Source organism: Sphingomonas sp. Leaf242, from assembly GCF_001422045.1.
Classification (GTDB): domain Bacteria; phylum Pseudomonadota; class Alphaproteobacteria; order Sphingomonadales; family Sphingomonadaceae; genus Sphingomonas.
The window spans coordinates 1-11,517 of record NZ_LMLW01000011.1; the positions used below are offsets into that span (position 1 = coordinate 1).

General features: G+C 65.6%; 15 protein-coding genes and 1 pseudogene. 6 read left to right on the plus strand and 10 right to left on the minus strand.

Features of this window, described 5'->3' with window-relative positions; genetic code table 11:
- The 5 genes and pseudogenes from ASF09_RS20995 to ASF09_RS15925 form a co-directional block, all read right to left on the minus strand.
- A partial coding sequence (locus tag ASF09_RS20995) for a methyl-accepting chemotaxis protein (RefSeq protein ID WP_235529854.1) occupies positions 1-503 on the minus strand: 503 nt, incomplete at both ends.
- 1 nt (position 504) lies between these two features.
- Positions 505-1,397 (minus strand): annotated as a pseudogene (locus ASF09_RS21230) (methyl-accepting chemotaxis protein); the annotation flags it as partial.
- A gap of 678 nt (positions 1,398-2,075) precedes the next feature.
- Positions 2,076-2,495 carry a hypothetical protein gene (locus ASF09_RS15915; protein ID WP_060527117.1) on the minus strand — a complete coding sequence of 140 codons (420 nt, stop codon included), beginning with the start codon at positions 2,493-2,495 and terminating at the stop codon, positions 2,076-2,078.
- Entirely contained in the window at positions 2,488-2,823 is a 336-nt protein-coding gene (locus ASF09_RS15920; RefSeq protein WP_060527118.1) for a rod-binding protein, read from the minus strand. The genes ASF09_RS15915 and ASF09_RS15920 overlap by 8 nt, the downstream gene beginning before the upstream one ends.
- Positions 2,823-3,932, minus strand: coding sequence for a flagellar basal body P-ring protein FlgI (locus tag ASF09_RS15925; RefSeq protein WP_056055584.1), 1,110 nt, complete (start codon positions 3,930-3,932; stop codon positions 2,823-2,825). The genes ASF09_RS15920 and ASF09_RS15925 overlap by 1 nt, the downstream gene beginning before the upstream one ends.
- Positions 3,933-4,011: 79 nt before the next feature.
- Between ASF09_RS15925 and ASF09_RS15930 the strand changes: the two genes are divergently transcribed.
- On the plus strand, positions 4,012-4,455 hold the full coding sequence (locus tag ASF09_RS15930) for a flagellar assembly protein FliX (protein ID WP_060527119.1): 444 nt from the start codon (positions 4,012-4,014) through the stop codon (positions 4,453-4,455).
- Between the two features lie 15 nt (positions 4,456-4,470).
- Here ASF09_RS15930 and flhB read toward each other — a convergent pair whose 3' ends face one another.
- From flhB to flgC, 5 genes are read right to left on the minus strand one after another with little or no spacing between them, the layout of a single operon-like run.
- On the minus strand, positions 4,471-5,532 hold the full coding sequence (flhB, locus tag ASF09_RS15935) for a flagellar biosynthesis protein FlhB (RefSeq protein WP_060527120.1): 1,062 nt from the start codon (positions 5,530-5,532) through the stop codon (positions 4,471-4,473).
- 4 nt (positions 5,533-5,536) lie between these two features.
- Entirely contained in the window at positions 5,537-6,301 is a 765-nt protein-coding gene (gene fliR, locus ASF09_RS15940; RefSeq protein WP_056055571.1) for a flagellar biosynthetic protein FliR, read from the minus strand.
- The gene (gene fliQ / locus ASF09_RS15945) at positions 6,294-6,557 is read right to left on the minus strand and encodes a flagellar biosynthesis protein FliQ (RefSeq protein ID WP_056055568.1); all 264 of its coding nucleotides are present in this window, start codon (positions 6,555-6,557) and stop codon (positions 6,294-6,296) included. The genes fliR and fliQ overlap by 8 nt, the downstream gene beginning before the upstream one ends.
- A 1-nt stretch (position 6,558) precedes the next feature.
- A complete protein-coding gene (locus ASF09_RS15950) occupies positions 6,559-6,888 on the minus strand; it encodes a flagellar hook-basal body complex protein FliE (protein WP_060527121.1) in 330 nt (109 codons plus the stop codon).
- 12 nt (positions 6,889-6,900) lie between these two features.
- Positions 6,901-7,308, minus strand: coding sequence for a flagellar basal body rod protein FlgC (flgC, locus tag ASF09_RS15955; RefSeq protein ID WP_060527122.1), 408 nt, complete (start codon positions 7,306-7,308; stop codon positions 6,901-6,903).
- A 116-nt stretch (positions 7,309-7,424) separates the two neighbouring features.
- Between flgC and ASF09_RS15960 the strand changes: the two genes are divergently transcribed.
- From ASF09_RS15960 to ASF09_RS15980, 5 genes are all read left to right on the plus strand, one after another.
- Positions 7,425-7,661, plus strand: coding sequence for a FliM/FliN family flagellar motor switch protein (locus ASF09_RS15960; protein WP_056055559.1), 237 nt, complete (start codon positions 7,425-7,427; stop codon positions 7,659-7,661).
- Positions 7,661-8,026 carry a flagellar biosynthetic protein FliO gene (locus ASF09_RS15965; RefSeq protein ID WP_121905325.1) on the plus strand — a complete coding sequence of 122 codons (366 nt, stop codon included), beginning with the start codon at positions 7,661-7,663 and terminating at the stop codon, positions 8,024-8,026. Before ASF09_RS15960 ends, ASF09_RS15965 begins: the two co-directional genes overlap by 1 nt.
- A complete protein-coding gene (gene fliP / locus ASF09_RS15970; protein WP_060527123.1) occupies positions 8,019-8,756 on the plus strand; it encodes a flagellar type III secretion system pore protein FliP in 738 nt (245 codons plus the stop codon). Before ASF09_RS15965 ends, fliP begins: the two co-directional genes overlap by 8 nt.
- Positions 8,757-9,014: 258 nt before the next feature.
- Positions 9,015-9,629, plus strand: coding sequence for a response regulator transcription factor (locus tag ASF09_RS15975; RefSeq protein WP_060527124.1), 615 nt, complete (start codon positions 9,015-9,017; stop codon positions 9,627-9,629).
- A gap of 326 nt (positions 9,630-9,955) precedes the next feature.
- Entirely contained in the window at positions 9,956-11,251 is a 1,296-nt protein-coding gene (locus tag ASF09_RS15980) for an HD-GYP domain-containing protein (RefSeq protein WP_156359404.1), read from the plus strand.
- Positions 11,252-11,517: the final 266 nt, after the last annotated feature.

An 11,517-nucleotide genomic window follows, 5' to 3' on the forward strand; every position in this document is an offset into this window, starting at 1 on the left:
GGGATCGCCGCGGCCGGCAGCGGCTTGACCGGCGAAGCATAGCCTGCGCTCGGCTGGCTCAGTGCCTTGCCGAACGTCTGCTGGATCTTCGCGCGTGCGCCGCTGTTTCCACCGCCATTGCCGACGTTGAAGCGGCTAGCCTGATCGGCAAGGTTGCCGACTTCGCTCGCCAGGTTGCGTGCGGCGGCCGAGGTTTCCTCGACCATCGCCGCGTTCTGCTGCGTCGACTGGTCCATCGTGCCGATCGCCGCGGATATCTGCGTGATCGCCGCCGACTGCGCCTGATTGTCCGCCGCCATCGTCGCGAGCAGCTCGTGGACCTGGCCGACATCGCCCGAAATGTTGGCGAGCGCGCCATCGACCTTCTGCACCGCTTCGACCGCAGTGACGATATCGGTCTGCGTCACGGTCAGCTGGTCGCGCGCACGCTTCGCTTCTTCCTCGGCACGCATCGCCAGCGCGGAGACGAGATCGGCGACCACCGCGAAACCGCGCCCTGCGTCNTCGGTCTGCGTCACGGTCAGCTGGTCGCGCGCACGCTTCGCTTCTTCCTCGGCACGCATCGCCAGCGCGGAGACGAGATCGGCGACCACCGCGAAACCGCGCCCTGCGTCTCCCGCACGGCCCGCTTCGACCGCGGCGTTCATCGCCAGGACGCGCGTCTGGAACGCGATCTTGTCGAGCCCTTCGATCACGCTGTCGATGCCCTTCGCGCTCTCCGAAACACGCCCCATCGCCTGCACCGCCTCGTCGGCGACCGCACGACCACCACCGACGGTGGCGATCGCCTGGTCGGCGCGCTCGACGGTCTTCGTCGATGCCGAAGCACTCGCCTTCAGGCGGCCATCCATCTGCGTGACCGAGGCTGCGGTTTCCTCGAGCGAAGCGGCGTTGCTTTCCGTGCGGCGTGCGAGATCTTCCGACGCCTGCGCGATTTCGCCCGAGCCGGTGCGAATGGTCAGTGCGCTTTCGCTGACCGAGCTGATCAGCCCGCGCAGATTGTCGAGCGCCTCGTTGAAGTTGCTCTTCAGCGCGCCGTATTCGGGCGGGAAGTCGGCCTTGATCGCCGCGGTCAGATCGCCCGCCGACAGTTCGGACAGATGCGTCGACACGGTGTCGACGACCATTTTCTGCTCGCCATCGGCGCGTGCCTTGGCGGCGTCAGCGGCATCCTTGGCGATGCCGTTCTCGCGGAACACCTTCACGGCCTTGGCCATCGCGCCGATCTCGTCGCCGCGGTCGGTGCCCGTCACGTCCTGCGTATAGTCGCCGGCGGCGATCTCGCCCATCCGGCTTTGCAGCTTGGCAAGCGGACCGGTGATACCGCTGCGCGTGACGATCAGTGCAAGCCCAACGCCAGCGACCACGCCGATAATGCCCATCACGATCATCGTCGTCGACGTCGAGTTCGCGACGACCGTCAGTTCGTCGGCAGACTTGTTGGCGGCCGCGATCCGCGCGTCATTGAACGCCACGAGATCGGCGGAAAGTTTGGCGATCAGAGGACGAGCCTGACCGATAACGGCGGTGGCTTCCGCGTTACGGTTCTGCAATCCCAGCGCGGCAGCACGCGAGGTCAGCACGTGGCTCTGGTCGAGCTGCGCGATAAACGAGCCCAGCTGGCTTTTCAGCGCCGGCTCCTGCTTTTCGACCGCGCCGAACAGATCGCGCGCCGCGTTGTAGTTGGACAACTCGCTCTGCGCGGCGTCGCGTGCTTCCGGGCTGGCGCCGTCATAGACGACGGTCGCGAAGGCCGCGTTGCTCATCTGCACGGCCATCCGGGTCGCACGAACAAGCTGGACGGTATTCGCCATGTTTTCGGTCATTTCGGTATTGGCGTTGTCGGCGATCAAGATCCGACGGGAGCCATTCCAGGCAATGAACATCGTGATCGCGCCGAGCATCAGCAGCAACGCGACGATCTTCGTCGGTATCTTAATATTATCGAGAAATTTCATGTGGATCTCCAGAAGGGCCCCCGCCCCGTACGCATTATCTATAGGGGGCCGCCGGACCTCCCGGTCGCAGCGGCGCGGCATTGTCGCGGTGACGTGTCGGAACGGCGTCGCGGTGTGTCAGAAATGGCCGTTGATCGAGATCGGCGTGGCCTGCTCGCTCGACAGCAACGTGCCGCGGACGCCGTACACCGCGCTCTTCGCGCCGGTCAGACGCCGTGCTTCGGCGGCGATCGCCCCCATGATCTCGTCGCACATGGCGATCCGCCGCTCGAGCAGGTTCGCGTTCACGCCGAGCCGGCGGACCAGCGTCTCCAGCAACGACCGGATTTCGCCCTGCTCCTCCTCGGGCAGGTCGTCGAGCCAGCGTGGCCGCTCGCGCGCGAGGCGGATCGATTCCGCCTCGACGATGCCCGCCAGCCGTATCTTCGCGGCGACGAGTTCGGGGAGGTCGCTGGCATTGGCCGGGCGAGTCAGCCGGTCGTTTTCCTCATCCAGGATCATCGCCAGCGACGTCAGGCTCTTGACCAGTTCAATCACGCGTCGTTCCTCCCTGTAATTTGATGATCTGCGCCATCACGGCGGGTGCCAGACCGATGCCGCCCTTCGCCGCGATCGCGGTGCCGAGCTTTTCGGCGAGCACGCCGCGGAACATTTCCTCGCCGTGCCCCCCCCCGAACGGACCGTCGGTCTCGACCGTCTCCATCATCATCTGGGTCATCTGGCCGAGGAACACCGCCTCGAACGACTTGGCGGTCTTCGCCTCCGTACCCTTCGCCGCTGCAGAAGGCGGCGCTTTCGGCGTGACGGACGGCATGGCGACCGGCGTTACGGCCGGCATGGCGGCAATGGGCGTATCGATGGGCATTACTGGACCTCGATCTCGGCCTGAAGCGCGCCCGCGCTCTTGACCGCCTGGAGAATGGTAATGAGGTCGCGGGGCGACACGCCGAGCGTGTTGAGCCCGCTGACCAGCGATTGCAGCGACGCCGAACCGCCGACCATCGCCAGCGACGCGCCGCCGCCATCGTCGACCGCCACGCGGGTTCGCGGCAACACAACGGTCTGCCCGTTCGAGAATGGCGCGGGCTGCGATGCGACCGGGGTCTCACTGACGCTGATCGTCAGCCCGCCTTGCGCGATCGCGACCGGACTGATCCGCACGTCGGCGCTCATCACGACCGTGCCCGACGCCTCGTTGATGACGATCCGCGCGGGCTGATCGACCGCGATCGGCAGATTCTCGATCTCCCCCAACAGGTCGACCGAGTCGCCGGTAAACGACGCCGCCGGCGCGATCTCGACCGTGCCGGGATCGAGTACCTTCGCGGTCCCGGCGAACCGGCCGTTGATCGCCACTGCGATATGCCGCGCGGTCGTGAAATCGGGGTTCTTGAGCGCGAGCTTGAGGCTGGTCGCGGAGCGCAGCGCATAGGGCACCTCCTCCTCGACGATCGCGCCGCCGGCGATCCGCGCGGAGGTCGCGACGCCGCGGCTGACGCTGGCGCCGGCGCCTTGCGCCTTGAACCCCGACACCGCGACCGGCCCTTGCGCGACCGCATAGATCTTGCCGTCGAGCGCGCGCAGCGACGATACGAGCAGCACGCCGCCCTGCAAATTGGTGGCATCGCCGAGCGCGGCGACCTGGACGTCGATCGTCGAGCCCTTGCGCGCGAACGGCGGCATCGTCGCGATCACCGATACCGCCGCGACGTTGGCCGGCTTCATCGAGGAATCACGGACGTTGACGCCCATCCGCTCGAGCATCGCCTGCAGCGATTCCTCGGTGAACGGCGCGTTGCGGACCCGGTCGCCGGTGCCGGCAAGGCCGACCACCAGCCCGTAGCCGACGAGCTGGTTCGACCGCACGTTCTCGACATCGACGATGTCCTTCACGCGCGTGCCCGCCGACGCCGGCACCACGCCGAGCGCAGCAGCCAGGGCGGCGCAGATCAGAGAAACAAGACGGAGGCGCATGGCCGGGGCTTTCGCGAGACGTTGGACATCAAATTTCTTATAGGATAGGAATGGCGCCCGCCGACCGAAGGGACGAATAATGCGGATCGACGGCATCACGCCGCTGCTCCAATCGATGCTCGCCGACACGCGCACCCGCGACGGTTTCGCGCTGCCCGCCGCTGTCGCCTCGGCCACCGCGGCTGCAACTGCCGAGGCACCACCATCGACGCCCCCGCCAGTGGTCCCGACCTCGGCGACCTCGGTCCAGATGATGGTCGCGCTCGCCGCGGTCGATCCGGTCTCGGAACGTCGACGGAAAATCGCGGTGGAGGCCGATCGCGGCCTGACGTTGCTGGAGCGGTTGCGCGACGATCTCGCGCACGGTGCCGCGCCTCCCGAACGCGTACAAGAGCTGGCCACATGGGTCGAGGCGTTCGTCGTGCCCGACGATGCCGCCGTGACGCCGGAATTCGCAAAGGTCGCGCGCGACCTCGAAGTGCGCGTCCGGGTCGAACTCGCCAAGCTCGACCTCAACGCCTGACATAACGCGCGCAGCCTAGCGCAGGCGCTTGGCGATCCGCATCACGTAGCCGATCACCTCGGCGACCGCCGCGTAATGTTCGGTCGGGATCGGCCGGTCGATCTCGACGCTGGCGTACAGCGCGCGCGCCAGCACGCGGTTCTCGACGATCGGCACGCCCGCCTGCGTCGCGATCTCGCGGATCTTGAGCGCGATCGTATCGACGCCCTTCGCCACCACCACCGGCGCCCCCATCCGGCCGTGGTCGTATTTCAGCGCGATCGCATAGTGCGTCGGATTGGTGATGATCACGCTGGCGCCCGGCACTGCGGCCATCATCCGCCGCCGCGAGCGCTGGATCGCGATCGAGCGGATCTTTGCCTTGATCTTGGGGTCGCCCTCGCTCTGCTTGTGTTCGTCCTTGATCTCCTGAAGCGACATCTTCAGCTTCGAGAACCAGGTGCGGCGCTGCCAGATCAGATCGGCCAGCGCGATCGCGCCGACCGGTACCGCGACCGTCTTTACCAGCATCACGACCAGCCCCGCGGCGGTCGTCCCGATATCCGCCGCATCCGCACCGACCAGGCTGTCGAGCGCGTTCGCGCGCGGCCACAACGCCCACACCGCGACCCCGACGATCACCGACAGTTTCGCCAGCGTCTTGGCGAACTCGACCAGCGCCTGCTTGCCGAACAATTTTTTGGCGCCCGAGACCGGTGAGAGCTTGCTCCATTTGGGCGAGACCCGCGACCATGAGATCGTCGGCCGCCCGTGCATCACGCCGCCGAGAATCGCGAACGCGACCAGCGCGCCGAACAGCGGCGCGAAGACCACGCCGATCTGAAAGATGATCCCGCTGGCGATGTTCTGCGCACCGTCCGGCGCGAGCGAATAATCCTCCGCCTGTCCCCACAGCCGCACCAGCATCATCGCCAATCGCGAGAACGCGTGGACACCGAGGCCGCCCATGACCGCCAGCATCGCCGCGAAGATCGCCGCATGCCGCATCTCGGGAGCGCTCGGCAGATCGCCCTTCTTGCGCGCATCCTCGAGCCGCTTGCCGGTCGGGTCATGCGTCTTCTGGTCCTTGTCCGCCATACGATCAGCCCCAGCCCGCCTGGATCCAGCTGCCCATCGACGCCGCGAACACGGTCAGCATCACGCCGAGCAGCGTCGAGAACAGCGCTAGGCCGAACAGCAGGTTGAGCGGTTGCGCGACGAAGAAGATCTGGATCGCGGGGGCCAGCCGCGCCGACAGGCCGAGCGCGACGTTGAAGACGATCCCGTAGACGATCATCGGCGCGGCCAGGCTGACGCCGAGCGCCATCGACCGGCTGACGGTCTTGACCGCAAGCGCGGCGAAATCGCCCGCCGCCGGCACGCCGCCGACCGGGAAGACGTCATAGGACCGCACGATCGCGGCGATCCAGAGATGATGGACGAGCAGCGCCATGCAGATCACGCCGGCGGCGACGCCGACGAATTTCGACAGGATGCTGGCCTGTCCGCCCTGCGAACTGTCGGCGACGATCGCCGAGGTCAGGCCGACCTGAAGGCTGGCGATCGACCCGGCGATCGCCATCGCCATGAACATGATCCGCACCAGCATGCCGAGGCCGAGGCCGGTCAGCAACTCGCACAGGATCACGCCGGGCAGCGCATCGATGTTCTGCGTCACCGACTGGACGTGCGGCGACAGGATTCCCCACAGCCCCGCGGTCATTCCGAACGCGATCATCAGCCGGATTCGGGCGGGGATCGCATCCTCCGAAAAGACCGGCAGGACCATCAGCACCGCGCCGACCCGCGCGAACAGCACGAGAAACGCGACCGCCCAGATCGGAATGCCGTTGAGCGTGTCAGCCATGGATGATGCGGTCGGCGACGAGGTGCGTGAAATCCGCCATCGCATGCCCCATCATCGGCAGCGTCAGCATCAGCACGACGCCCATCGCGACCAGTTTCGGGACGAAGGTCAGCGTCTGCTCCTGCACCTGGGTCAGCGCCTGCATGAGGCTGACCGCGACGCCGACGATGAGCGCGGTCAGCAGCAACGGTCCGCAGACCGTCAGCACGACGACGAGCGCGGACCGCGTGATTTCGATGACGTCGGTCGGCGACATGTCAGATCTGCATCCGCATGATGTCGGAATAGGCGCTGACCACGCGGTCGCGCACCGCGACGACGGTGTCGAGCGCGGTTTCCGCCGCGCCCATCGCGGTGACGACGTCGATCAGGTCGCCCTTGCCCGCGACCTGCTTCGCGCTCGCGGACTCGGCGGCGCGCATCGAGCCTGCCGCGTCACCGACGAGGTGTTCGACCATGTCGCCGAACCCGCCCGCGCCCGAGCTCGCGCCGACGCCGCCGGTCTTGCCGAGCAGCCCGCCCGAGTCCTTGCCGATACCAAGCGCCCGGCCATAGGCGGAGGTCGCATCCAATGCTCCGATGGACATCGTTGTTCGTCCTTACTTCAAAAGGTCTATGGTGCGCATCGTCAGGCTCTTGGCCGCTTCGATGGCGTTGAGATTGGCTTCGTAGGCGCGTTGCGCGGCCTTCATGTCGGCCGCTTCGATCAGCGGATTGACGTTCGGCATCAACACGTAGCCCTTGGCGTCGGCGGCCGGACTGCCCGGCTGGTACGCGCGTTGGAAGGCGGTCTTGTCGGCGTCGACCGAGCGGATCTTGACGCCGTTGGTGCCGTTCGCGCGATCGACGTCGGCACTGAAGCTCGCGACCCGGCGCCGATAGGGATCGCCGCCGGGCGATGCCGATACGGAGTCCGCATTCGCGAGGTTTTCGGCAATGACGCGCATCCGCAACGACTGCGCGCGCAGTCCGGATGCCGACACCTGTACCGCGTCGGTCAGGTCCATGATTGTCTCCGTCGGGCACCGTGATGGCACCCACCTTCCTCTAATAGGCAAAAAGTTCCGGCCCCGGTCGGGACCCGGCAATTCTTTCCTATGATGGCCTCAAGGAAGGAACATTCATGTCCGTACTCGAGGATATCACCATCGACCTGTCGATCGTCCTGGGATCGACCAATCTGCCGATCCGCCAGATCCTGGCGATGGGGCGCGGCGCGATGATCGCGCTGGATTGCGGTCACGACGACCCGACCCTGGTCTATGTCAACGGCAAGCTGGTCGCGAAGGGCCGCGTGCTGGTCGACGAAGACCAGATGTCGCTCGAAGTAACCCAAGTCATTCCGCGGGAGCATCGTTGATGGATATCGCCGCGCTGTTGCGGACGATGGGCGGTCTCGGCGTCGTGCTGGGCATGCTCGCGGCCGCGCTGTGGCTGGTCCGCCGCTACGATATCGCGCTGCCCGGCCGGGTCGGCGTGAAGCTCGGCCGCCGCGTCGAGTTGGTCGAACGCATCCAGATCGACGGCAAGCGGTCGATCATCCTGGTCCGCCGCGACGACCGCGAACATCTGTTCGTCCTGCACCCCGACCGCGCCACGATCCTCGAAACGCGCATCGTTCGCGCGGACGAGGAGGCGCAGGCGATCGCCGATCTCGAACAGGCGGAAGGCTCGCACAGTCCCGTGCTGTGCTCGTCGCTCGAAGAGGCGTGGTTCAATGCGTAAGCGCAGCGCAGTGGCGCTCATCCTCGGCGCGGCGATGCTGTTCGCACCGACCGCGGCGATGGCGCAGAGCGCATCGGTGACGTTCGGCCAGGGCAGTCTGTCGGCGCGCGCGATCCAGCTCATCCTGATGCTCACAGTGCTGAGTCTCGCACCGGGCATCCTGATGACCGTCACGTCGTTCACGCGCATCGTCGTCGCGCTGTCGCTGCTCCGCACCGGTCTCGGCGCGCAGGGCGTGCCGCCCAACCCGGTCATCATCAGCCTGTCGCTGTTCCTGTCGTTCTTCGTGATGGCGCCGACCTTCGAACAGGCGTGGCACGACGGCGTTCAGCCGTACACCGCAGGCAAGATCCAGGAGACCCAAGCCTTCGACCGGACCATCGAGCCGTTCCGCCGTTTCATGCTGTCCCAGGTCCGCGATCAGGATCTCGCGTTGTTCACCGAACTCGCGCACAAGCCGCCGGTCGCGCGGGCCGACACCGGCCTGTCGACGCTGATGCCGGCGTTCATGATCTCGGAATTGCGCCGCGCGTTCGAGATCGGTTTTCTGCTGCTGATCCCGTTTCTGGTCATCGACCTCGCCGTTGCGGCAGTATTGATGGCGATGGGCATGATGATGCTACCACCGCCAACGATATCGCTACCAATGAAGATCATCTTTTTTGTCTTGGTCGACGGCTGGGCTCTAGTCGCTGGATCGCTGGTGAAAAGCTTCGGCACCGGCGCGTAAGGAATTTATTTACAACCTATGTTAATAACATAAATTAGATATCTTATAGTGATCTGATGACATAAACGCCGGATTTCCGTTACATGCGGGCACAAAGGGGAACCGGCGATGCGTAATACTGCTGCTACCGTCCGCCTGACCGATCGTTCGGACGACGGTACCACGGACTGTTCGGCCATTCCCGTAGCCGCGGCCACAATCGATTGTGTCTTGCCCGCACCGTGCAGCAAGGGGGGAGATCCCTTGGGACCCCCGATCTTGAGCCCGTTCGGCGCCGACGCTGCGCTGCCGATCTATGTCGCGGGCAATGCCGTCGCGTTGCCGCTCCAGGGCCTTTCGGCGATCGCCGCGGATCTCAAGACCTTTGCGATGCATCACGACCCGGCGCTGGCAGCGATCCTGTTGATCAACGTCAGCCGGCCTGCTGTCGACGAGTTCGCGATCCTGAAGGACATCGTCGAACGCCAGTCCGCGGTCGTCCCGATCGTTATCGTCGATACCTGCGAAACCAATCTTGCCGTCGAATTGATGAAAGCCGGCGCGACCGACGTTCTCGAGTCGCCGGTCGACGCCAGGCAACTGCTGCGGGCGCTCGCCGCAGCGGTCGAGCGCACGCAGCAGCGGGACGACGTTGGGGCCGCGACCCGCCTTGCGCGCGCGCGGATCGACAGCTTGTCGCCCCGCGAACGCTCGGTCTTCAATGGCCTGATCGGCGGTTGGCCGAACAAGATCATCGCCAGCCGGCTCGCGCTCAGCCCCCGCACCGTCGAGATCCACCGCGCCAAGATGATGACGAAGCTCAAGCTCCGGACCGTGGCGCAGGTGCTGCAACTCGCCTTCACGGCAGGGGTCACGTTCGAGGACACCGAATGACGGATCGCCTGCACGGGGATGGAAGAGGAAACGCGAAACGCTTCTGACCCGCGCGATACTGCTCGCTGAGCGGCAGCCGGTTACGGGGCTCGACGGATTCCTCGCCGACGATCGCGATCGTGCCTTCTAACGAGCACTGCACTCGCACGCGCGGCGGAGGGCCCGTCTGCACGAACGCGCGGAACCAGGTTCGGCGCAATACTGGAATATACGCCCGTTCAATCAGACCAGCGACGCGATTGTACGTAAATCGCGCAAGGCCGACGGTAACGGCATAACGCTTCCTTCATGCCTGTATCCCAGAAGTGCTTGAAAGGAGACAGGACGTGTTGCGACGCATTCGGCGCGACCAGGTAACGCTTGGCATGTTCGTACACCGGTTCGAAGGATCCTGGCTCGACCATCCCTTCTGGCTTCCGCGTTTTCACCTGACCGACGCGAAAGATCTCGCACGCATTCGCGAAAGCTCCGTCACCGGCGTCGTTATCGACGAAGGACGGGGCCTGGCGCTCGATAGCGCGGCTGCGGCCGAGGATGGCGACGCCTCGGCCGCCGGGCACGAACTGCTGTCTCCACCGCTCCTCGCCGTTCAACGACGGCACGGTTTCGCGGAGGAACGGGAACGCGCCGTAGCGCTCGTCAAACATTCCGCGCGTGAGATCAAGCGCCTGTTCGCCGAAGCGCATGCCGGCGAGAAGGTCCGGCTGACTGCGTTCGCGCCGCTGGTGGCGGAGGTGATGGCGTCCGTGGCGCGCAATCCCTACGCGCTCATCGCCGTCACGAGACTGAAGAAGCTGGACGAATACACGTATGTGCATTCGCTCGCGGTGAGCGCGTTGATGACGAGCTTTGCGCGTCATCTCGACATGCCGGAGAGCGAGGTCTTCGACTATGGTGTTGCCGGCATGGTGCACGACATCGGCAAGATTGTCGTCCCCAACAAGATCCTGCAGAAGCCGGGTCCGCTGACCGACGCGGAGTTCGCGCTCGTCCGCACTCATCCGGAGCAAGGCTATCGGCTGCTCAGCCGGCATGCCGGTGCGTCGGACGTCGTCCTGGACGTGTGCCGTCACCACCACGAACGGCTCGACGGTTCGGGGTATCCATTTGGCCTCAAGGACGGTCAGATCAGCCGGGCCGCCCGCATCGCTGCAATCTGCGATGTCTACGACGCCTTGACCTCCAACCGCAGCTACAAGGCCGCCTGGAAAGCCGAGGAGGCGATCGGCCGCATGTACGACTGGGACGGAAATTTCGATCGCGAACTGCTTCTGGGTTTCATGAAGACGATCGGCGTCTACCCGCCCGGTCTGCTCGTGTATCTCAGCTCCAACCGGCTGGCCGTCACCATGCCCAATGACCGCCGAACGTCACGGCCAAAGGTCCGGGTCTTCTTTTGTGCACGCGAACGCACCCAATTGCCGCTGCTGGACCTCGTCCTCGACGATGATCTCGGGCATGATCAGATCGTTCGGGAAGAGTCCCCGGTCGACTGGGGGATCACGGGCTGGCCGCTCGTCGCCGAGCAGCTGATGAGCGGGTGCGTCCCGAAGATCGTTTCAGTCCGTCCCGCAGACACGACCTCCGACCGGCCGGCACGCCACCTCGCCGACGCTCGCTGATCGCTGATCGCTGATCGCCTTAGCTGCGAAAATGGTCGACAAGCTCGCGCTGTCGTCGCGTGCCATGCGAACAGACGATCCAAACCCGATCGGAACGTTGCCCCGCCTGGGCCGCGGTGTCGTGCCCATTTGGGAACAAGGCCCGCCATAACCGGATCGGCGCCATTGCCGGGTGCAGCCGCTATCCCACACGTCGTAGTTCGTGCAGGCGACTCATCCCGCCGACACGCCGTTGGCGGGAAAGCGCGCGTTGGGGGAAAGCGAGC

Excerpts from the sequence above, each read along its gene's own strand:
- fliP (WP_060527123.1), top strand. The coding sequence starts at position 8,019 with ATGCGTAAGCGCAGCGCAGTGGCGCTCATCCTCGGCGCGGCGATGCTG.
- ASF09_RS15920 (WP_060527118.1), bottom strand. The coding sequence starts at position 2,823 with ATGCCCATCGATACGCCCATTGCCGCCATGCCGGCCGTAACGCCGGTC.
- flgC (WP_060527122.1), bottom strand. The coding sequence starts at position 7,308 with ATGGACCTGACCGACGCGGTACAGGTGTCGGCATCCGGACTGCGCGCG.
- ASF09_RS15960 (WP_056055559.1), top strand. The coding sequence starts at position 7,425 with ATGTCCGTACTCGAGGATATCACCATCGACCTGTCGATCGTCCTGGGA.
- flhB (WP_060527120.1), bottom strand. The coding sequence starts at position 5,532 with ATGGCGGACAAGGACCAGAAGACGCATGACCCGACCGGCAAGCGGCTC.
- ASF09_RS15950 (WP_060527121.1), bottom strand. The coding sequence starts at position 6,888 with ATGTCCATCGGAGCATTGGATGCGACCTCCGCCTATGGCCGGGCGCTT.
- fliR (WP_056055571.1), bottom strand. The coding sequence starts at position 6,301 with ATGGCTGACACGCTCAACGGCATTCCGATCTGGGCGGTCGCGTTTCTC.
- ASF09_RS15930 (WP_060527119.1), top strand. The coding sequence starts at position 4,012 with ATGCGGATCGACGGCATCACGCCGCTGCTCCAATCGATGCTCGCCGAC.
- fliQ (WP_056055568.1), bottom strand. The coding sequence starts at position 6,557 with ATGTCGCCGACCGACGTCATCGAAATCACGCGGTCCGCGCTCGTCGTC.
- ASF09_RS15965 (WP_121905325.1), top strand. The coding sequence starts at position 7,661 with ATGGATATCGCCGCGCTGTTGCGGACGATGGGCGGTCTCGGCGTCGTG.
- ASF09_RS15925 (WP_056055584.1), bottom strand. The coding sequence starts at position 3,932 with ATGCGCCTCCGTCTTGTTTCTCTGATCTGCGCCGCCCTGGCTGCTGCG.